The organism is Streptomyces sp. NBC_00667 (assembly GCF_036226825.1).
GTDB lineage: Bacteria > Actinomycetota > Actinomycetes > Streptomycetales > Streptomycetaceae > Streptomyces.
The window spans coordinates 2936309-2957062 of sequence record NZ_CP109022.1; the positions used below are offsets into that span (position 1 = coordinate 2936309).

16 protein-coding genes are annotated in these 20754 nt (G+C 73.4%); 3 read left to right on the forward strand and 13 right to left on the reverse strand.

Going from position 1 to position 20754, the window contains the following annotated elements:
* Positions 1–5 precede the first annotated feature (5 nt).
* The 9 genes from OHA81_RS13630 to rsmI form a co-directional block, all read right to left on the reverse strand.
* Positions 6–1778, reverse strand: a complete 1773-nt coding sequence (locus tag OHA81_RS13630; protein ID WP_329195883.1) for an outer membrane protein assembly factor BamB family protein — start codon at positions 1776–1778, stop codon at positions 6–8.
* 43 nt (positions 1779–1821) lie between these two features.
* Positions 1822–3483 (reverse strand): outer membrane protein assembly factor BamB family protein, encoded by a 1662-nt coding sequence (locus OHA81_RS13635; protein WP_329195885.1) that lies wholly within the window; start codon positions 3481–3483, stop codon positions 1822–1824.
* Positions 3484–3642: 159 nt separating this feature from the next.
* Complete coding sequence (locus OHA81_RS13640) at positions 3643–5439, reverse strand: ABC-F family ATP-binding cassette domain-containing protein (protein ID WP_329195887.1); 1797 nt, start codon at positions 5437–5439, stop codon at positions 3643–3645.
* Positions 5440–5494: 55 nt separating this feature from the next.
* A complete protein-coding gene (locus OHA81_RS13645; RefSeq protein ID WP_329195889.1) occupies positions 5495–6424 on the reverse strand; it encodes a 4-(cytidine 5'-diphospho)-2-C-methyl-D-erythritol kinase in 930 nt (309 codons plus the stop codon).
* Entirely contained in the window at positions 6421–7323 is a 903-nt protein-coding gene (gene rsmA / locus OHA81_RS13650; RefSeq protein ID WP_329195891.1) for a 16S rRNA (adenine(1518)-N(6)/adenine(1519)-N(6))-dimethyltransferase RsmA, read from the reverse strand. The genes OHA81_RS13645 and rsmA overlap by 4 nt, the downstream gene beginning before the upstream one ends.
* Positions 7320–8936: a ubiquitin-like domain-containing protein gene (locus OHA81_RS13655; RefSeq protein ID WP_329202255.1), complete on the reverse strand. Its 1617-nt coding sequence runs from the start codon at positions 8934–8936 to the stop codon at positions 7320–7322. The genes rsmA and OHA81_RS13655 overlap by 4 nt, the downstream gene beginning before the upstream one ends.
* 381 nt (positions 8937–9317) lie before the next feature.
* Positions 9318–10193, reverse strand: coding sequence for a TatD family hydrolase (locus OHA81_RS13660; protein ID WP_329195893.1), 876 nt, complete (start codon positions 10191–10193; stop codon positions 9318–9320).
* Between the two features lie 109 nt (positions 10194–10302).
* On the reverse strand, positions 10303–10803 hold the full coding sequence (locus tag OHA81_RS13665; protein WP_329195894.1) for a hypothetical protein: 501 nt from the start codon (positions 10801–10803) through the stop codon (positions 10303–10305).
* Positions 10804–10962: 159 nt separating this feature from the next.
* Positions 10963–11859 carry a 16S rRNA (cytidine(1402)-2'-O)-methyltransferase gene (gene rsmI, locus OHA81_RS13670; RefSeq protein WP_329195896.1) on the reverse strand — a complete coding sequence of 299 codons (897 nt, stop codon included), beginning with the start codon at positions 11857–11859 and terminating at the stop codon, positions 10963–10965.
* A 78-nt stretch (positions 11860–11937) separates the two neighbouring features.
* Between rsmI and OHA81_RS13675 the strand changes: the two genes are divergently transcribed.
* Positions 11938–13704 (forward strand): dolichyl-phosphate-mannose--protein mannosyltransferase, encoded by a 1767-nt coding sequence (locus OHA81_RS13675; RefSeq protein WP_443056531.1) that lies wholly within the window; start codon positions 11938–11940, stop codon positions 13702–13704.
* Positions 13705–13903: 199 nt separating this feature from the next.
* Complete coding sequence (locus tag OHA81_RS13680) at positions 13904–15520, forward strand: penicillin-binding transpeptidase domain-containing protein (protein ID WP_329195898.1); 1617 nt, start codon at positions 13904–13906, stop codon at positions 15518–15520.
* An 841-nt stretch (positions 15521–16361) separates the two neighbouring features.
* Here the strand turns inward: OHA81_RS13680 and OHA81_RS13685 are convergent.
* Genes OHA81_RS13685 through OHA81_RS13700 form a run of 4 tightly spaced genes read right to left on the reverse strand, consistent with a single transcriptional unit; the run spans position 16362 to position 20142 of the window.
* Positions 16362–17531, reverse strand: a complete 1170-nt coding sequence (locus OHA81_RS13685; RefSeq protein ID WP_329195899.1) for a serine hydrolase domain-containing protein — start codon at positions 17529–17531, stop codon at positions 16362–16364.
* A 28-nt stretch (positions 17532–17559) separates the two neighbouring features.
* On the reverse strand, positions 17560–18336 hold the full coding sequence (locus tag OHA81_RS13690) for an energy-coupling factor ABC transporter ATP-binding protein (RefSeq protein ID WP_329195901.1): 777 nt from the start codon (positions 18334–18336) through the stop codon (positions 17560–17562).
* Positions 18324–19085, reverse strand: a complete 762-nt coding sequence (cbiQ, locus tag OHA81_RS13695) for a cobalt ECF transporter T component CbiQ (protein WP_329195903.1) — start codon at positions 19083–19085, stop codon at positions 18324–18326. Before cbiQ ends, OHA81_RS13690 begins: the two co-directional genes overlap by 13 nt.
* 1 nt (position 19086) lies before the next feature.
* Complete coding sequence (locus OHA81_RS13700; protein ID WP_329195904.1) at positions 19087–20142, reverse strand: energy-coupling factor ABC transporter permease; 1056 nt, start codon at positions 20140–20142, stop codon at positions 19087–19089.
* A gap of 181 nt (positions 20143–20323) precedes the next feature.
* Here OHA81_RS13700 and OHA81_RS13705 point away from each other — a divergent pair, with 181 nt between their 5' ends.
* A complete protein-coding gene (locus OHA81_RS13705; protein ID WP_329195905.1) occupies positions 20324–20710 on the forward strand; it encodes an SsgA family sporulation/cell division regulator in 387 nt (128 codons plus the stop codon).
* Positions 20711–20754: the final 44 nt, after the last annotated feature.

Below are 20754 nucleotides of genomic sequence, written 5' to 3' on the forward strand. Positions count from 1 at the left end.
CGGGGTCAGTTGGCGATGAAGGACACGAACAGGTGCTCGGGGTCACCTGCGCTGCCGTACGGCTTGCGGACCATCGTGCGGGCGATGAACAGGTGCCCGTTGTGGTAGCGGAACTCCGCGTGGTCGACCACGAACTGCGTCTCGGCGCTGTGGACGGCCTTGTCGGACGGGTTCTGCATCAGGACGGTCTGCTTCATCGTCTTGCCGTCGATGCTGACGATCTGGCCGCCTCCGTCGTACGGGGGCTCCTTGTAGGCGATGATGTTCGACCCGTCCATGCGCAGCGGGTACATCGTGTACCGCTCACCGGCGTCGGCACGGTCCGTGGTGCCCTTGCCGGTCTCCAGGTCGAAGGAGACCAGCTCGTTGGTACGGCCGATGGAGCCCGCCGCGCCCTGGTGCTCGTAGGTGGGGAGGTAGACCTTGCCGTTGCCGACGACCATGCCCGTGCACTGCTCGACCTCGGTCGCGGGGCAGTCGGGCCCGTAGTTGCCGCTGGAGAGGCCGATGCGGGACTTGAGCTGGCCGGCGTCGTCGATGACGAAGAGGTCGCTGACGTTGGTGGCGTTCTTGGCGGTGTTGCCGACGTTGGCGGCGACGATGAGCGGCTTGGTGGAGATGATGCCCGCCCACTCGATGCCGGGGGCCAGCTTGTACGAGGCCTTCGGCGCGCCCGTGGCGGGGTCGAGGGCCTGCGCGTACAGGGTCACGTTGGGGTCGCGGCCGCACTTGCGCAGCACGGCGAGGGCTTCGCCGCCCGCGTAGCCGAGGTCGTAGCAGCCCTCCGCGTCGGGCTTGGGCGTCCACAGCGACGCGCCGTCGGCGAGGTTCCAGGCGGCGCCGCCGCCCAGGCCGCCCGCGGCGACGGTCTGGCCGCTGACGGTGACCTCGGTGAAGGGGACGGGCTTGTCACCGTTGGTCTGGGACTTGGCGGTGCCGGACCAGACGAGCTTGCCGGCGTCGAGGTCGATGACGCCGACCTGGGTGCACCGGGGGTACTTGTTGCTCTCGCTGGCCATGCCCTCCTGGAAGAGGATGGCGGTCTTGTTGCCGCTGACGTGCTTGGTCGCGCCGCAGATCTGGGCGGGGAGCGGGATCTCCCACTTCTTGCCGCCGTCGACGAGGTTGTAGCCGACGACCTTGGCCACGTCGGACTTGACGTAGGTGGTGTCGGTGAGCCAGGAGCCGTCGACGGAGACGACGTCGTCGGGCGCCGGGCTGGGCACGTTGACCAGGGTCCGCGACTTGGTGTTGGCCGGGACCTTCTCCGTGCCGCCCGAGGGCGCCGGGCCCTTGTTGTTCCCCGTGTTGCCGCTGGGGGATCCGTTGGCGGTGGGCTGGGCACCGCCGCCGCCGTCCTGGCCGGAGACGTACCAGAAGCCGCCGCTGATGATGAGGACGATGGCCAGCAGCGCGGCCCCGACGATCATCAGCTGGGTGCGCTTGTCGCCGCCGCCCGCTCCGCCCTGGCCGACGGCCTGGTGCGGCGCCGTGGGGAAGCCGGCGGCCTGCTGCTGGGGGTAGCCGTAGCCGGCCGACGCCTGCGGGGGGTAGCCGTACGAGGGCTGCCCGGGCGGGGCGGCCGCGGGCTGCTGCGGGACCGTCGGCGGCACGGGCGGCACCGGCGGGGGCGTGCCGTAGCCGCCCTGGGGCGGCTGGTTCGGCGGCGGGGGCGTGCCGTAGCCGCCCGGCGGCGGCTGGTTCGGCGGCGGGGGCGTGCCGTAGCCGCCCGGCGGCGGCTGGTTCGGCGGCGGGGGCGGGGTACTGGGCGTGCTCATGGGGGGATCTACTGCCTCTCGGTGGGCGGCTCGGTGGACTCGTTCACTTGCCGAAGGCCATCAGGAGCTTCTCGTCCTTGCCGTCGGCCTGCAGACGGGTGACGGACAGGAAGAACCGGCCGTCCACGTAGTCGAGCTCCGGGGAGTAGAACGCGCTCTCGACCTTCGAGGCGGCTCCCGACGGGTTGTGCAGCAGCACGGTGGGGTTGCCGCCGGCGGCCGGGACGGCGACGATCTCGCCGCCCTTGTCGGAGGACAGGCTCTTGCGGTAGGCGATCAGCCGTCCCTTCTCGGCCCCGAGCGGGGCGAGGAGGGTGTTGTCCCCGGAGGGGGTGCGCCACTTCGCCTTGCCGGTGCCCAGGTCGAAGGCGACGATCTCGTTGGACTTGCCGCCCGTCGCGGACGCGGTCACCAGGTACAGCGTGTCGTCGGCGACTGCGGAGGTTCCGCAGCCCTGCCGGCCTTCGTCGCCCCCGGGGCAGATGGCGAACGAGCCTTCGGCGGACATGCTGGCGCGCTTGTGCCCGTCGGGGCCCAAGGAGAGGACGGCCCGTTCCTTGGTGCCGCGGTTGCCGACGTCGATGACGAGCGGGTCCACGGAATAGACGCTGTTGACGGTGAATCCCTTGGGCAGGCGGTAGGTCCAGCTCTTCTTGCCGGTGGCCGGGTCGGCGCCCTGGACTTCGACGGTGCGGTCGGCGTCCTCGCAGGTGGCGATGCCGATCATCTTGGCGCCGCCGCCGATGTAGGCGTGCGGCTTGCAGCCTTCGGGGACGTTGCCGGTGAAGAGCTTGTCACCGGTGCTGATCTTGTAGGCGGTGCTGGAGATGAGGCGGTTGACGGTGACGGTGTCGCCGACGATGCTCGGGAAGGCGCTGATGGCGGTGTCGAAGAGGTTCTGCTGCTCGACGGTCTTCGTCCAGCCCTCCTTGCCCGATTTGAGGTCGATCAGCTTCAGCTGGTTGCAGTCGGCGGTGTTGCTGTCGTCCTGCTTGAGCAGGACGACGGTCTTGCCGTCGCCCGTGGTCTGGTGGGTGCTCCCGCAGATGTCGGAGGAGAGGTCGAGCTTCCACTTCTGCTTGCCGTCGGTGACCTGGTAGCCGACGAGGGACTTGCCCACCGTCTTGACGACAACGTCGCCGACGACCCACTGGCCCTGGGCGGGAATGCCGGCGCCGGGTCCGTCGATCTTCGCGCTCTTGTACCAGAGGACCTTGTCCTCGCCGGGCTTGCGCCCGGCGTTGAAGTCCTCCTGGTCGCCGCTGCCGTTGCCGCTTCCGTCGCCGGTGTCGACGGACGGCGAGCCGGAGGGCTTGTCGTCGGCGGACGTACTGCCCTGCGCGACGGGCGGCTTGGGGGCGCCGCCGCCGTCCCGGCCGAAGGCGAAGTACGCGCCGGTGCCCAGGACGAGGGTGGCGGCCACGACGGCGGCGATGGTGACGACCAGTTTCCGGTTGCCCGGGCCGCCGGGCGCGCCGGGCCGGCCCTGGGGCATGCCGGGGGGCGGCGGGTAGCCGTAACCGGGCTGCGGGAACTGCTGCTGCGAGGGGTGCGGGACGTGCTGCTGCGGGGCCGTCGCGGGCTGCTGGGCGTACGGGTTCGCGGCCGGCGGGGGAACGTACCCGGGCTGCGGCGGGCCGGGCAGGTGGCCGTAACCGGAAGGCGGTGGCGGCTGGTTCGGCGGCGGCTGGGGCGGCTCGGTCATCAGCGCATACCTTCGGCGTGGGACGGTCGTGACGGGAGGATGACCTTTCTATCACTGACGCCGAACATACATCGGGCCGGTCCGTGCCCTGTTCCCAAGGGAGGACCGGCCCGTGACGTGGCCGTTATCCGGTCGGCCGGGCGACCGGGGGTGGCCGGATCAGGCCTCTTCGGCGAGCTCCAGCCAGCGCATCTCCAACTCGTCCCGTTCTGCGATGAGTTCACGCAGCTCCGCGTCGAGTTTGGCGACCTTGTCGTAGTCGGTGGAGTTCTCGGCGATCTGCGCGTGCAGGTTCGACTCGCGGTCCGACATCTTGTTGAGCTGCCGCTCGATCTTCTGGAGTTCCTTCTTGGCGGCGCGCGCGTCGCCCGAGGACGACGACTTGACGGCCGCGGGCGCGGGCGCCGGGGCGGCGGCCTCGATCATCGCCCGGCGGCGTTCCAGGTACTCGTCCAGGCCGCGCGGGAGCATGCGCAGGGACGCGTCGCCGAGGAGCGCCATCACGGTGTCGGTGGTGCGCTCGATGAAGAACCGGTCGTGGGAGATGACGATCATCGAGCCGGGCCAGCCGTCGAGGAGGTCCTCCAGCTGGGTCAGGGTCTCGATGTCGAGGTCGTTGGTCGGCTCGTCGAGGAACAGGACGTTGGGCTCGTCCATCAGCAGGCGCAGGATCTGCAGCCGTCGCCGCTCGCCGCCGGAGAGGTCGCCGACCGGCGTCCACTGCTTCTCCTTGGTGAACCCGAACTGCTCGCACAGCTGACCGGCGGTCATCTCGCGGCCCTTGCCGAGGTCGACGCGGTCGCGGACGCGCTGGACGGCCTCCAGGACGCGCAGCGAGGGGTCGAGTTCGCCGACCTCCTGGGAGAGGTAAGCCAGCCGGACGGTCTTGCCGACGGTGACGCTGCCGCCCGCGGGCTGCTCCTCGCCCTGGGTGCGGGCGGCCGCGGCGAGGGCGCGCAGCAGGGAGGTCTTGCCGGCGCCGTTGACGCCGACGAGGCCGACGCGGTCGCCGGGGCCGAGGTGCCAGGTGAGGTGCTTGAGCAGGATCTTCGGCCCGGCCTGGACGGTGACGTCTTCCAGGTCGAAGACGGTCTTGCCGAGGCGGGCGTTGGCGAAGCGCATCAGCTCGGACGTGTCGCGCGGCGGCGGCACGTCGGCGATGAGCTCGTTGGCGGCCTCGATGCGGTAACGCGGCTTGGAGGTGCGGGCCGGGGCGCCGCGGCGCAGCCAGGCGAGCTCCTTGCGCATGAGGTTCTGCCGCTTGGACTCCTCGGTGGCGGCGATCCGTTCGCGTTCGGCGCGGGCGAAGACGTAGTCGCTGTAGCCGCCCTCGTACTCGTGGACGGCTCCGCGCTGGACGTCCCACATGCGGGTGCAGACCTGGTCGAGGAACCAGCGGTCGTGGGTGACGCAGACGAGCGCGGAGCGGCGTTCCTGGAGGTGCTTGGCCAGCCAGGAGATGCCTTCGACGTCGAGGTGGTTCGTGGGCTCGTCGAGGACGAGGAGGTCCTGCTCGGCGATGAGGAGCTTGGCGAGGGCGATGCGCCGGCGCTCGCCGCCGGAGAGCGGGCCGATGACGGTGTCGAGGCCCTGGCCGAAGCCGGGCAGGTCCAGGCCGCCGAAGAGACCGGTCAGCACGTCGCGGATCTTGGCGTCGCCGGCCCACTCGTGGTCGGCCATGTCGCCGATGATCTCGTGGCGGACGGTGGCCTGCGGGTCGAGGGAGTCGTGCTGGGTGAGGACGCCCATGCGCAGGCCGCCGGACTGGGTGACGCGGCCGGTGTCGGGTTCCTCCAGCTTGGCGAGCATCCGGATGAGGGTGGTCTTGCCGTCGCCGTTGCGGCCGACGACACCGATGCGGTCTCCCTCGGACACGCCGAGGGAGATGCCGTCGAGCAGGGTACGGGTGCCGTACACCTTGCTGACTGCCTCGACATTGACCAGATTGACGGCCATCAGACGCGCTCCAGGTGCGGGGTCCCCCCGGCCGGTGTCCGGGAGAGGGTGTGGATCAGCCCCTCAGCCTAACCCTCCCGGACGGCGCGCAGACGACGGTGGCTCCCGGGGCGGGGCCGTCGGCGACACGGGTGGTGCGGCAGGTCCCGGAGGCTTCGAGGGCGGCGGCCACCGTGGCCGCGGACCGTGCGTCGCGGACCAGGAACGCGGTGGTGGGGCCGGATCCGGAGACCAGTGCGGCCAGGGCTCCGGCGCGGGTGCCCGCCGCGAGGGTGTCGGCGAGCTGCGGCCGCAGCGACAGGGCGGCGGGCTGGAGGTCGTTGGCCAGGGTCGCGGCGAGCGCGTCGGGGTCGCCCGAGGCGAGGGCGTCCAGCAGGGCCCGGGAGGCCTGCGGGGCCGGGACGTCCTGCCCGGCGGTGAGCCGGTCGAACTCGCGGAACACGGCCGGGGTCGACAGTCCGCCGTCGGCGACCGCGAACACCCAGTGGAAGGTTTCGGCGGGGACGGGGGTGAGGACCTCCCCGCGGCCCGTGCCGAGCGCCGCGCCGCCGACCAGGCTGAACGGCACGTCGCTGCCCAGCTCGGCGCAGATGTCCAGCAGCTCCGCGCGCGGGGTGTCCAGGCCCCACAGTTCGTCGCAGGCCAGCAGGGCCGCGGCGCCGTCCGCGCTGCCTCCGGCCATGCCGCCGGCCACGGGGATGTTCTTCGCGATGTGGAGGTGCACGGACGGGGCGAGGCCGTTGCGGGCGGCGAGGGCCTCGGCGGCGCGGGCGGCGAGGTTGCTGCGGTCCAGGGGCACCTGGCCGGCGTCGGGGCCTTCGCAGGTCACCGTCAGCGCGTCGGCGGGGGCCGCGGTGACCTCGTCGTACAGGGACACGGCGAGGAAGACGTTCGCCAGGTCGTGGAAGCCGTCGGGCCGGGCGGCGCCGACCGCGAGGCGGACGTTGACCTTCGCGGGGACCCGTACGGTCACGCCGCCGCTCACAGGGCGGGCCTCTCGGCGGCCGGCTTGTGCTCGGCGATCGCGGCGAACTCCTCCACCGTCAGGGACTCCCCGCGGGCCTGCGGGGAGACGCCCGCGGCGACCAGCGCGGCCTCGGCGCCCGCGGCGGAGCCGGCCCAGCCGGCGAGGGCGGCGCGCAGGGTCTTGCGCCGCTGCGCGAAGGCGGCGTCGACGACCGCGAAGACCTCCGCCTTGGAGGCGGTGGTCTTGATCGGCTCGGTCCGGCGGACCAGCGAGACCAGACCGGAGTCGACGTTGGGGGCGGGCCAGAACACCTTGCGTCCGATGGACCCGGCCCGCTTGACGTGCGCGTACCAGTTGGCCTTGACGGAGGGCACCCCGTACACCTTGTTGCCCGGCTCGGCGGCGAGCCGGTCGGCGACCTCCGCCTGCACCATCACCAGCGTCCGCTCGATGCTGGGGAAGCGGTCGAGCATGGTCAGCAGGACGGGCACCGCCACGTTGTACGGCAGGTTCGCGACGAGCGCCGTCGGCGCGGGGCCCGGCAGCTCGGTGACGAGCATCGCGTCGGAGTGCACGAGCGCGAAGCGGTCCTTGCGCCCGGGCATCCGCGCCTCGATGGTGGCGGGCAGCGCCGCGGCGAGGACGTCGTCGATCTCGACGGCGGTGACCCGGTCCGCGGCCTCCAGCAGCGCGAGCGTGAGGGAGCCCAGACCCGGTCCGACCTCCACGACCACGTCGTCCGGCCGCACCTCGGCGGTGCGGACGATCCGGCGGACCGTGTTGGCGTCGATGACGAAGTTCTGGCCCTTCTGCTTCGTCGGCCGGACGCCGAGGACGGCGGCCAGTTCCCGGATGTCGGCCGGTCCGAGGAGGGCGTCGGAAGGTGTCTCGTGGGGCTGCTGCTCTGCGGTGCTCACCGGTAAAGCCTACGGCCGCAGTGGGGCCAGGGAGTCGCCCCCCGCTGCACGTAGAGCTTCTTGGCCCGGTACGTCTGCTCCGCGCCCGAGGCGTCCTGGGGCCGGCCGCTGCCGCCGAGGCTCTGCCAGGTGGTCACGTCGAACTGGTACAGCCCGCCGTAGGTGCCCGACGCGTCGGTGGCGGAGGGCCGGCCGCCCGACTCGCACTGGGCCAGCGCGTCCCAGTCGAGGTCGTCGGCGCCCGCCACGGAGGCCGGCAGCGGCTTCGTGCCGACCTTGACGAGCTGGGTGACGGGCTCGCGGATCACCTCGTCGGAGAGCCGGCGGGGTTTCTCCTGTACGCCGTTGACGGTGCGCAGGCTGTAGGTGACCCGGCGGGTCCCGGGCCGGCCGGCGCGTTCCACCAGCTCGGTGCCGGCGAACAGGCTGTCGTCCTCGGCCCGCTCCGTCTCGAACGGGATGCGTTCCTCGCGGACCTCGCGGGTGCCGGTGATGCGCAGCACGGTGACGGTCTGCCCGTCGCGAGGGAAGGACTCCGGGGCGACGGAGGTGGTGTCCTGGCCGCGCAGGGTGATGCCGGCCTGGCCGAGGGCCTCTTGGACGGTGGCGGCGTTGGTGCGGATGGTGGTCTCGTGGCCGTCGGCCATGAAGGTGACGCCGCGTTCGGTGCGGACGGTGAGGGCGAGTCCGGCGCGCGGTACGGCGGCGGCGGGGGCGGCGGAGAGGTAGGCGCCTTCGGCGCGGATGCCGAGCTGGCGCAGGGCGCCTTCGACGGTGCGGGAGGTGGTCCACACCTGGCGGGACGTTCCGTCAAGGGTGAGGTGGAGGGGGCGCCCGTAGCGGACGACGACCTCCTCGCCGTCCTCGAGGGCGGTGTCCCGGCCGGGGGCGACGAGGTCGTGGGAGCCGACGCCGAGGTGTTCGGCGGCGAGCAGTTCGTCGACGCCGTCCGCGAAGGTGTGGAGGGTGCGGGGGACGCCGTCGACGGTGAGGCGGACCGTCTTGTCGGCCGCGACGAAGGCGGTGGTGCCGCCCGCGAGGAAGGCGACGACCAGGGCCTGGGGGACGATGCGGCGCCAGTGGTCGGGGCCGGGCGCAGCGGCTGCGACGGCGGTCGCGGGAGGGGGAGCGGCTGCGGGGGCCGCGCGGCGTCTGCCGGTGCCGGCCGGTGCCGGGGCGGGCGGCGGGTTCTCGCTCCGGCGACGGCGCCCGGGGCCGGTTTCGGCGGGGGGCCAGACGGTGGCGGGGCCGCCGCCTTCCGGGCGGCGGCGCCGACCGGGGCCCGGGGGCTCCTCCGCCGGGGTGCGGTACGGGTCCTCGTGGGGGGCGGCGGTGCGCCCGCGGCCGTTGCGGCGCCGCGCGGGGCGGGGGGCCGGGACGGCGGGGTCCGCCTCCGGCGGCGCGGGGTGACCGGGCTCGCCGCGGGGGGCGAGGAGGTCGCGGAGCGGGCTGTCGTAGGGGGCTTCGTACGGGCCGTCGAGCGGGGCTCGGCGGTGGTCCGCGTACGGGCCGCCGGCCCCGGCGTCGGCCCGGCCGTCGCCGCGGCCCCGGCCACCGCCCTGGTCACCGTACGGGCCGTCGCGGTGGCCGCCGTAGGGCTCCTCGCCACGGATGCCGTACTGACCGGCGTAGGGGCCGTCGCCATGGCTGCCGTACCGGTCGGCGTAGGGGCCGTCGTACGGGCCTTCGCCGTGGCCCGCGTGCCCTGCGGTCGCGGGCCAGGGCGCCGGGGAGGTCCAGATCGGGGCCGGGGCGTCCGCGGCCGGTGGCCGGGCCGCCGGCTCCGCCGCGTCGAAGCCCGCGGCCCATCCGTCCCGGGCTCCGGCCGGCCGGGGCACGGCCGTCTGCGCGGCCCGGCCGCCACTGCCCTGTGTCTCGCTCACGACGTCGCTCCACGTGTCCGGCCCCGCTGGTTCGGGCACGGCACCCTAGCGGCAACGGCCGTCACTCATCAAAGCCGCGCGGATACCCAGCGTGTCGGAGCCGACGGTCCCTCAGTAGCCGAAGGCGCGGGCGGTGTTGGCGGCCAGGGCGGTGGACATCGCGTCCTCGTCCAGGCCGCGGACCGCCGCCATCGCCCGCACCGTCAGCGGAATGAGGTAGGGCGCGTTCGGCCGCCCGCGGTACGGCGCGGGGGTGAGGTACGGGGCGTCCGTCTCCACGAGCACCAGCTCCAGCGGGGCGACCGCGAGCGCCTCGCGCAGCGGCGCGGCGTTCTTGAAGGTGACGGTCCCGGCGAAGGACATGTAGTACCCGGCCGCGGCGCACTCGCGGGCCATGGCGGCGTCACCGGAGTAGCAGTGGAAGACGGTCCGCTCGGGAGCGCCCTCCTCGCGCAGGATGCGCAGGACGTCGGCGTGGGCGTCGCGGTCGTGGATGACCAGGGCCTTGCCCTGGCGTTTGGCGATCTCGATGTGCGCGCGGAAGGAACGCTCCTGCGCGGCCGTGCCCTCGGGGCCGGTGCGGAAGTAGTCCAGTCCCGTCTCGCCGACCGCCTTGACCTGCGGGAGCGCGGCCAGGGCCTCGATCTCGGCCAGCGCCTCGTCCAGCGCCCCCTCGCCGCCGCCGCTGCGCGCGCCCTGCCTCGACCAGCCGTCGGGATCGCCGTGGACGATGCGGGGCGCTTCGTTCGGGTGAAGGGCGACGGCGGCGTGGACGTTCTCGTACGCGGCGGCGGTCTCGGCGGCCCAGCGCGAGCCCTTCACGTCGCAGCCGACCTGGACGACGGTGGTCACGCCCACGGAGGCGGCCTTGGCCAGGCCTTCTTCGACGGTTCCGGACTGCATGTCCAGGTGGGTGTGCGAGTCGGCGACCGCCACCCGCAGCGGTTCGGGCAGCGGGGGCGGCGTGTCGTCAGGGGAACGGCTCATGAGGCCGATCTTATGACCGGTCGGGCGGGCGGTCCCGCCCGCTCACCCGCCGCCCCTCGGCTGCTCGACCCGCCGCCCCTCGGCTCCTCACCGGCCGCTCACCCGCTGCTCACCCCCGGAAGAGGCCCCGCAGCCGGGCCAGCGGTCCGCGCCGTACGGAGGGGGACCCGGCGGGCACCGGGCCGGGGCCCTCGTGCGTGAGCGGCGCCTTGCGCGGCTTGGGCGGGCGGGGGGCGTCCTGCGTGGCCGGGACCGGTCCGGCGATGCCGGGGTGGATGGCCTGGTGGTAGAGCTGGTCGAGCATGCCGAGGACCGACTTGACCTGTCCCTCGCGCATGATGCGGACGATGTGGCCGCCGCAGTTCATGCAGGTCGGGTTGGACAGGGGCGACGGAACCCGCTCGCTGCCCGCCGTGTACACGATGAAGGGCTGGCCCTTGCCGTCCACGTGGTGTTCGATCTCGTACCCCTGCTCCCAGCCGTACCCGCACTTCATGCAGGCGAACGAGTAGGCCTCGTGCACGGTGTGCACGGACGGCCTGGGCGGGGCGGTGGGTACGGCGGTGGCGGCGGTCGGTGCGGGTGCCGGGGTCTCAGCGATCTCACTCATGCCAGCTCCTCTTGTTCCACTGGTGCATTGCCAGTGGACGCCTCTTCGGGCAGGAGCGCATCAGGCCCTGTCCAGTGTTGGACGGACTTTGGGCCACTCATGCCCAAAAGGGCCGGTGCGCGGTCTGAGCTTTGCTTTTCAGGTTATCTCTTTACCGACCTACGCCTCGTTCCGTGCCGCATTCTTTGCCGCCACCACCGCGTCGAAGACGTCGCGCTTGGGTACGCCGGCCTCGGCGGCGACCGAGGCGATGGCCTCCTTGCGCCGCTCCCCCGCCTCCTCCCGCACCCGCACCCTGCGCACCAGTTCCTCGTCGTCGACGTCGCCCGGTGCGGCGGCCGGTGCGCCCTCGACCACGATCGTGATCTCGCCGCGCACGCCTTCCGCGGCCCAGGCCGCCAGCTCGGCGAGGGCGCCGCGCTTGACCTCTTCGTACGTCTTGGTCAGCTCGCGGCACACCGCGGCCCGCCGGCCCTCTCCGAACACCTGCGCCATCGCGGCCAGGGTGTCGTCCAGCCGGTGCGGGGCCTCGAAGTAGACCAGCGTGCGCCGCTCGCCCTCGACCTCGCGGAGACGGCCGAGGCGCTCGCCCGCCTTGCGCGGGAGGAACCCCTCGAAGCAGAACCGGTCCACGGGCAGCCCCGACAGCGCGAGCGCGGTCAGTACGGCGGAGGGGCCGGGGACGGCGGTGACCTTGATGTCCTTGGTCACGGCCGCGGCGACGAGGCGGTAGCCGGGGTCGGAGACCGAGGGCATCCCGGCGTCGGTGACCAGCAGGACCCGCTTGCCGGATTCCAGGGCCTCGACCAGCTCGGGGGTGCGGGCGGACTCGTTGCCCTCGAAGTACGACAGCACGCGCCCGGTCGTGTGCACGCCGAGCCCCTGGGTGAGCCGGCGCAGCCGCCGGGTGTCCTCGGCCGCGATCACGTCGGCCCGCTCCAGCTCGGCCCCCAAGCGCGGCGGGGCGTCGGCGAGGTCGCCGATCGGGGTCCCGGCGAGCACGAGCACGCCGGTGGTGGAGGGGGTCACGGCGGCGCGGGGCTGGTCAGTCGTCACCGGTCCATCCTCTCAGCCGCCCCACGGGACTCGCGCAGGCACTGGGGTTCCCACAGCCGCGTTCCCTACGATGATCCGGTGACCAGTACCGCGACGCCGCCGCCCAGCCCCGCGGGGGCCCCGCCCGTCCCGCCGGGCGGCCGCGGCCCCGAACCCGAGCCGCCCGTCTGGCTCCGCCGCCTGCGCGGCTTCGGCTACGCCCCGCGCGCGCGGGGCGCGGACGTCCGCACCCGCCTCGTGCCTGCGTACGCGCGGCCCTCCGAGCAGCTGTGGACGGCGCTCGGCGTGCCCGTCGCGGCGCGCGAGCGCTGGCAGCGCGTCATGGCGTGGGTGGGTCCGCTGCTCGTGACGCTGGTGGCGGGAGTGCTGCGGTTCACGCACCTGGGCAGCCCGAAGGCGGTGATATTCGACGAGACGTACTACGCGAAGGACGCGTGGGCCACGATCCGGCAGGGCTACGAGGCGAGTTGGCCCAAGGACGTCGACAAGTCGATCCTCGCCGACCCGGGCGGGGTCGCGCTGCCGCTGGAGCCGGGCTACGTCGTCCACCCGCCGGTCGGGAAGTGGGTGATCGGCCTCGGCGAGTGGATGTTCGGTTTCGATCCGTTCGGCTGGCGGTTCATGACCGCGGTGCTGGGCACCCTGTCGGTCCTGATGCTGTGCCGGATCGGCCGGCGGCTGTTCCGCTCGACGTTCCTGGGCTGCCTGGCCGGTGCGCTGCTGGCGGTGGACGGGCTGCACCTGGTGATGAGCCGGACCGCGCTGCTCGACCTGGTCCTGATGTTCTTCGTGCTGGCCGCTTTCGGGGCGCTGGTCATCGACCGCGACCGGACGCGGGCGCGGCTGGCGGCGGCGCTGCCGGTGGACGGCGACGGCCGCGCCCGGCCGGACGCGGTCGTCGCGCAGACGCTGCGGCTGGGGTGGCGCCCGTACCGGCTCCTGGCAGGCGTCTGCCTGGGCCTGGCGTTCGGCACGAAGTGGAACGGCCTGGTGGTCCTGGCCTTCTTCGGCCTGCTGACGGTGCTGTGGGACGCGGCCGCGCGCCGCACGGCGGGCGCGGGCGCCCCGTACGCGGCGATGCTGCGCCGGGACGCGCTGCCGGGGTTCCTGTCGACGGTGCCGGTGGCGATCGCCGTCTACCTGGCGTCCTGGACGGGCTGGCTGATGAGCGCGGACGACGGCAAGGGCGGCTACTTCCGCGACTGGGCCGCCAAGCACGACCAGGGCAGTTCGCTGTCGTGGCTGCCGGAGTGGCTGCGCAGCCTGTGGCACTACGAGACCGAGGTGTACAAGTTCCACGTGGGCCTGACCTCGGGTCACACGTACGAGTCGAACCCGTGGAGCTGGCTGGTGCTGGGCCGGCCCGTCTCCTACTTCTACGAGTCCCCCGCGCCCGGCACGGACGGCTGCCCGGCGACCGAGACGGCCAAGTGCGCCCGCGAGGTGCTGGCCATGGGGACCCCGCTGCTGTGGTGGGCGGGCTGCTTCGCGCTGCTGTACGTGCTGTGGCGGTGGTTCTTCCGCCGCGACTGGCGGGCGGGCGCGATCGCGTGCGCACTGGCCGCGGGTCTGCTGCCGTGGTTCAACTACCAGGAGCGGACGATCTTCTTCTTCTACGCGGTGGTCTTCGTCCCGTACCTGTGCCTGGCGGTGACGATGATGATCGGCGCCCTCCTCGGCCCGGCGGGCTCCTCGGAGCGCCGCCGCGCCCTGGGCGCGATCGGCGCGGGTGTCCTGGTCCTGCTGATCATCTGGAACTTCATCTATTTCTGGCCGATCTACACGGGCGAGAGCATCCCGATGGACTCCTGGCGCGGCCGCATGTGGCTGGACACCTGGGTCTGAAGAGCCGGGGGACCTGGGTGAAGCGACTTCGGACGGGGTCCGGCGCCGTCAGGGGGCCGGACCTCGTCCGTGGGGGCGGGAATCGGCCAGGACGTTCCGGTCCGGTAACAAGGCGTGTCCGGGGGTTTCGCAGCGCGTAAGGTCCGCACCAAGGGTTCTTGAACATGTTCAGGGACTGGGGCCCGGGGAGGGGACGCAAGTGAACGGGGCGGCGAAGGGTGCCATCGTCGGCGGGGTGTTCCTCGCGATGGTCGGCGGGGCCGGGTACGGGGTGTACGCGCTGGTCGGGGAGGACGCCGGCGGGGCGACGGGAATGAGGGCCTCCACCAAGGAGACCGGGCCGCCGAGCCAGAAGGAGACCGAGAAGACCGCGAAGGACTTCCTCGCCGCCTGGGCCTCGGGGGACTCCCGGGCGGCCGCCGACCTGACGAACAACGCGCTGGAGGCGCAGACCGCGGTCGCGGACTTCGCGGCCAAGGCGTACGTGTCGAAGGCCGTGATCACCCCCGGCACGCCGAACGGCACCACCGTGCCGTTCAAGGTCGAGGCGGAGGTCACGTACGAGGGCACGACCAAGCCCCTCGCCTACGACTCCCAGCTGACCGTCGTACGCGGCGTCTCCACCGGGAAGGCGCTGGTCGACTGGCAGCCCTCGGTCGTCCACCCGCAGCTCCAGAAGGGTGAACGGCTGCGCGTCGGTGCGCCCGCGGGCGCACCGGTCAAGGCCGTGGACCACAGGGGCGAGGAGCTGACGGCGGAGAAGTACCCCTCGCTGGGCCCGGTCCTCGCCGAGCTGACGCGGACGTACGGCGCGAAGGCGGGCGGCAAACCCGGTGCGGCGCTGTTCATCGAGCCGGCCGTCGCCGGCACGCCGCAGCGGACGCTGCTGACCTTGGCGGAGGGCGAGCCCGCCACGCTCACGACCTACCTGGACGCGCGGGTGCAGGCGGCGGCGGAGAAGGCCGTCGCCCGGTACCCGGAGTCGTCGGTGGTCGCCGTCCAGCCCAGCACGGGGCACGTCCTGGCCGTGGCGAACAACCGCAAGGACGGCTTCAACGCGGCCATGCAGGGCGCCCGCGCCCCCGGCTCGACGATGAAGATCGTGACGGCGGCGATGCTGCTCGACCGGGGCAAGGCGGCCGCCGACAAACCGGCGGAGTGCGTCAAGGAGGCGGCCTGGGGCGGCCGTACGTTCCACAACCTGAACGACTTCGAGCTGCCCGGCGCGAGTTTCGCGACGAGCTTCGCCAAGTCCTGCAACACCGCCTTCATCAAGCAGATCGACGACGTCAAGGACGACGCGGCGCTGGCGAAGGAGGCGAAGGAGGTCTTCGGCATAGGCCTGGACTGGAAGACGGGCGTCAAGTCGGTCGACGGCAAGGTCCCCGTCACCTCGGGCGCGGAGGCGGCGGCCGAGTACATCGGGCAGGGCGACATCACCATGAACCCGCTGAACGTCGCCTCCCTCACGGCCACGGCGCGCAGCGGGCAGTTCCACCAGCCGCTGCTGGTCCCGGCGGAGCTGGACGGGCGGCCGGTCGCGGCGGCGGCGCGGGGGATGAAGCCGTCGGTGCGGCAGCAACTGGTGTCGATGATGCGGCTGACCGCGTCGAGCGGGACGGCGGCGGGCGTGATGTCCTCGGTCGGCGGCGACAAGGGCGCCAAGACCGGCTCCGCGGAGGTGGACGGGGTCAGCCCGGACAGCTGGTTCACCGGGTTCAGCGACGACGTGGCGGCGGCCGCCATGGTCGAAGCGGGCGGCCACGGCGCGGACGCGGCGGGCCCCATCGTCGCAGCGGTGCTCCGGGCCTCTTGATCTTCACGCGCCGCTCGCGCCGATCGGCCCTGGCGGGCCACGTGACTCTTCACGCGCCGCTCGCGCCGATCGGCCCTGGCGGGCCTCCCGGGCTTCGCGCCGCTGCGCCGGACTCCGTCCGGCGGACGCCGGGCGGACTCCGGCGGGGCGGCGCCACCGCCGCCCTTCGGCCGTGCGCGGCCGGTCGCCAGGCCCGACCGCTGGGGGCGCCGCCCCGGTCGTCGTACCCGCCTCGGGGCCCGGAGCGGGCCTGGGTCACGGGTGGAGGTCCAGGACCAGGACGGGTTGCGCCGCGTGCCGGGTAGGGGCAGCCGCCGGGTCTCTGCCCGTGCCACGGCGAGAGCGGCTCGCCTGACCGGGCCCAGCACCGTGACGCCCCCCACCTGCCCGACTCGGACCACCCGGGAGCCGGCGAGCGGGCCCGCGTCTCCGTCAGCCAGCTCGCCTGGAACCGGCCCGCCCGCAGCGCGGCCAGGTGCCCGGCAGTACCGGGGCGCGCCCGGTCGGCTCGGGCAAGGGCGCGCGACGGCGCGCCGGCTCAGCCCAGCCGGCCCAGGCGGCCCAGGTGCCCGGCAGCCTGCTCAGGCCATTCAGGCCGTCCAGCCCGGTCGGCTCGCTCCGCCCCCTCAGCCCGCCCGGCCCGGCCGGCCCCTTCGGCCCGCCCCGTAGGCGTCAGGGTCGTCCCGGCCGAACGTGCGAGGCAGGCGCGTAGGGGCAGGCGCGTAGGGGCAGGCAGGCCCCCCTCGGCCGCGACGCGGTCCTTTCGAGGGCCGCCGGGGTCACGTCGGCCGGCCACCGCCGGCCCGGCCGGCCGGGCGGCGCCCGGCCCCCCCGCGGGGCGTCAGGCCGACAGCGATGCGCCGAGGGCGCGGATCAGGGCCTGGGGGCGGGGGTCCGCCGTGACCGACTTGGCCAGGGAGTTCGTGACGTAGCCGAAGCCGATGCCCGCCTCCGCGTCGGCGAACGCCAGGGAACCGCCCCGGCCCGGGTGGCCGAACGACGCCGGGGACAGCAGGGGCGACGCCGGGCCGTGCAGCATGTAACCCGGGCCGAAGCGGGTGTTCACCACCAGCACCCGGTCCGGCCCCGACGACAGCTCGCGGGACGCCAGCACCGCCGTCTCGGGGGTGAACAGCCGCGCGCCGTCCTCGGTGTCCCCCAGCAGCGCCGCGTAGAACCCGGCCAGCGCCCGCGCCGTCCCGATCCCCGCCGAGGCGGGCAGCTCCGCCGCGCGGTACTCGGGGGCGTTCTCGTCCGGCAGCGGGGCTATCGCCCCGAAGGCGCGCCGGGTCAGGGAGGAGGGGTCCGCGTACGCCTGCGAAACGTTTCGCCGCGGGCGCGTGCGAAGGCCCCCCGCCGGCTCCGGCGGCTCCACGGCCCCCACCCGCCCGACGCGGCCCGCCTCCGCTTCCGCTTCCGGCAGACCGATCCAGAAGTCCAGCCCCAGCGGGCCCGTGACCTCCCGGGCCAGCCAGGTGCCCATCGACTCCCCGGTCACCCGCAGCACCAGTTCCGACAGCAGCCAGCTGTACGTCTGTGCGTGGTAGCCGTGCTCGGTGCCCGGCTCCCAGAAGGCCTGCTGCTCGGCGACGGCCCGCGCCCCCGAGACCCCGTCGACGGCCTCGGCCGGGCTCAGCGGCCGGTCCAGCGCGGGCACCCCCGCCCGGTGGGCGAGCAGGTCCCGGACCAGCGCGCGGTCCTTGCCGCCCGCCTTGAACTGCGGCCAGTACGCCCCCACCGGCGCGTCGAGGTCCAGCAGCCCCCGCTGGTGGAGCAGCAGCGGCACCGCCGCCGCCACGCCCTTGGTCGCGGACCGCACCACCTGCGCGGTCCCCGCCTCCCAGGGCCCGCCGCCGTCCGCGTCCTTCGTCCCGGCCCACAGGTCGACGACCCGGCGCCCGTCCCGGTACACGGTGACGGCCGCGCCCCGGTCCCCGAGCACCTCGAAGTTGCGTACGAAAGCGTCCCGGACGGGCTCGAAGCCCTCCGTCACCTCACCCTGGATGTCCACGAGCGGTCCAACAACCGGCCGCGGGCACTTATGCCGCGGCCGCCGGCAGCGTCACCGACCGCGGGTCGAAGCCGAACGGCAGCTCCAGCCGGTGCGCCCGCATCAGCTCCTCGTCGCACAGCAGGTCCTGCGTGCGCCCGTCGGCCGCGATGACCCCCTCGCTGAGGACCACCGCGCGCGGGCACAGCTCCAGCGCGTACGGCAGGTCGTGCGTCACCATCAGGACCGTCACGTCCAGCGAGCGCAGGATGTCCGCCAGCTCGCGCCGCGACGCCGGGTCGAGGTTGGAGGACGGCTCGTCCAGTACGAGGATCTCCGGACGCATCGCGAGTACGGTCGCCACCGCCACCCGGCGGCGCTGCCCGAAGGACAGGTGGTGCGGCGGCCGGTCCGCGAACGCGGCCATCCCCACCTGCTCCAGCGCCTCGGCCACCCGCGCCTGGAGTTCCGCGCCCCGCATCCCGGCCGCCGCCGGGCCGAAGGCCACGTCCTCGCGCACCGTCGGCATGAACAGCTGGTCGTCGGGGTCCTGGAAGACGATCCCGACGCGCCGCCGGACCTCGGCGAAGTTCCGCTTCTCCACGGGCAGCCCGGCCACGCTCACCTTGCCGACGCCACCGCCCAGGATGCCGTTGAGGTGGAGTACGAGGGTGGTCTTGCCCGCGCCGTTGGGGCCGAGCAGCGCCACCCGTTCCCCGCGCCCGACGGTCAGGTCGACCCCGAAGAGGGCCTGGTGCCCGTCGGGATAGGCGTACGCGAGGCCGGAGACTTCGAGAGAGGGTGCTTCGGTGGTCACAGCGTCCATCCCATCAGACAGACGGCGAGGGCCGTCACCGGGAGTACGGCCGCGTGCGCCCACTGGGCGCGCGAGGCCGCGATGTCGTCGATCACCGGCATCGAACCGGCGTAGCCGCGGCTGACCATCGCGAGGTAGACCCGCTCGCCGCGCTCGTAGGAACGGATGAACAGCGAGCCGGCGGTCTTGGCCAGTACCCCCCAGTGCCGCACGCCGCGCGCCTCGAAGCCGCGCGAGCGCCGGGCGATGGACATCCGCCGCAGCTCACCGGTGATCACGTCGCCGTACCGGATCATGAAGGTGGCGATCTGGACCAGCAGCGGCGGGAGTTTCAGCCGCTGCATGCCGAGCAGCAGCGCCCGCAGTTCGGTCGTCGACGCGAGCAGCACGGAGGCGGCCACTCCCAGGGTGCCCTTGGCCAGCACGTTCCAGGCGCCCCACAGGCCGGAGACGCTCAGCGGGACGCCGAGCACCTCGACCCGCTCGCCCTGCGCCACGAAGGGCATGAGGACCGCGAAGGCGACGAACGGTACTTCGATCAGCAGCCGCCGCAGCAGGAAGCCGGCCGGGATCCGGGCCGCTGCCGCGACCGCGGCGAGCAGGACGGCGTAGAGGGCGAACGCCCACACCGCCCCGCGGGGTGTGGAGACGACGACCACCACGAAGGTGAAGGCGGCGACGAGCTTGCACTGCGGCGGCAGCGCGTGCACCGCCGAGTGCCCGTGGCGGTAGAGCTTGTGGCTGTGGCCCGCGCCCATGTCAGCCGGCGGCCGAGGTCGAGGTGGCCGTCAGGTCTTCCGCGCGGCGGCGGCGCACGCTCCAGAAGATCCCGGTGCCGACGGCGACGGTCGCGCCGACGCCGATGACGCCCGCGAGGCCGCCGGAGAGACGGGTGTCGGCGACGTCCTTGACGCTGTAGTCGGCGAGCGGGGAGTTGGCGGCGGCGTGCTCCCGCTCGTTCTGGTCGATGCCCTTGTCGGCGGCGACCTTCTCCAGGCCGTCCGGGCTGGCGGAGGCGTAGTAGGAGACGAAACCGGCGAGCACGAGGGCGGTGACCAGCCCGGTGATCCACACCGGCTTGGTGGAGCGGGGACCGGAGACGGGCGCGGCAGGGGCGGCGGCGGGGGCGTCGACCAGTTCACCGCCGACGCGCAGCTTGAGCGGCGTGCTCAGTCCGCGCGCGCCGTGCACCAGGTCGGGGCGTACGGCGAGCACCGCGCCGACCGTCGCGGCGGTGATGACCGCCTCGCCGATGCCGATGAGGACGTGCACGCCGACCATGGCGGTGAACACCTTGGCGAGCGGTACGTCGGTGGTGCCACCGAGGGCGTAGAAGAGGGTGAACATGACGGCCGCGCCGGGTACGGACACAAGTGCGCCGGTGAAGGCGGCGGCGGTGACCGAGCGGCGGGTCTTGGGCAGGACCTTCACCAGGCCGCGGAAGACGGCGTAGGCGACGAGGACGGTGACGACGGCCATGTTCATGACGTTGACGCCGAGGGCGGTCAGACCGCCGTCGGCGAAGAGCACGCCCTGCATGAGCAGCACCACCGACACGCAGAGCACACCGGTGTAGGGGCCGACGAGTATCGCGGCGAGCGCGCCGCCGAGCAGGTGTCCGCTGGTGCCGGCGGCGACGGGGAAGTTCAGCATCTGCACGGCGAAGATGAAGGCCGCCACCAGTCCGGCGAGCGGCGCGGCGCTGTCCTCGAGCTCACGGCGGGCACCACGCAGGCTGACGGCCACCGCTCCGGCGGCTGCGACACCTGCGGCTATGGAGACGGGGGCATCGATGAAGCCGTCGGGCACGTGCATGGGTTTCGCTCCGCTTCCTGCGGTTGACTCGCAACAGTGTTTAACCGTTCAAGACTAATGCCCAGTTGCGAACCGTTGGCAAGAGCGCGCAGCGTACGAAGAGAAGCGGGCGGTTTCGTGGAAGTGTGCGAGGCTGGGGGAAATACGGACCCATATGTCCCAATATGGAGGAGTCTTGGAGATGTCAGCCACCGCCGAGAATCCCCACGCGACCGCCACCAGGACCGCAGTCGAGGAACGGGTCCGCGCCCGCGTGATCACCGACGATCCGCTCTACCGTGCCATTCCGGTCGCCCTGCGCTTCGTACCCGATGAGCCGCTCGCCGTCCGGATCGTCTTCCCCGCGGGGGTGTCCCCCGAGGGCACCGACAACGAGTGGGTCTTCCCCCGCGCCCTGCTGGAGGCGGGCCTGCTGGCCCCGAGCGGGACCGGCGACGTACGCGTCTGGCCCTGCGGCCGGGTGCAGGTGATCGTGGAGTTCCACTCGCCCGAGGGTGTGGCCGTCGTCCAGTTCGACTGCGCCGCGCTGCGCCGCTTCCTGCGCCGTACGTTCGCCGCCGCCCGCTAGACGAGACGGCCCGGGGCCCGTCCGGGCCGCACACGCACGACGGA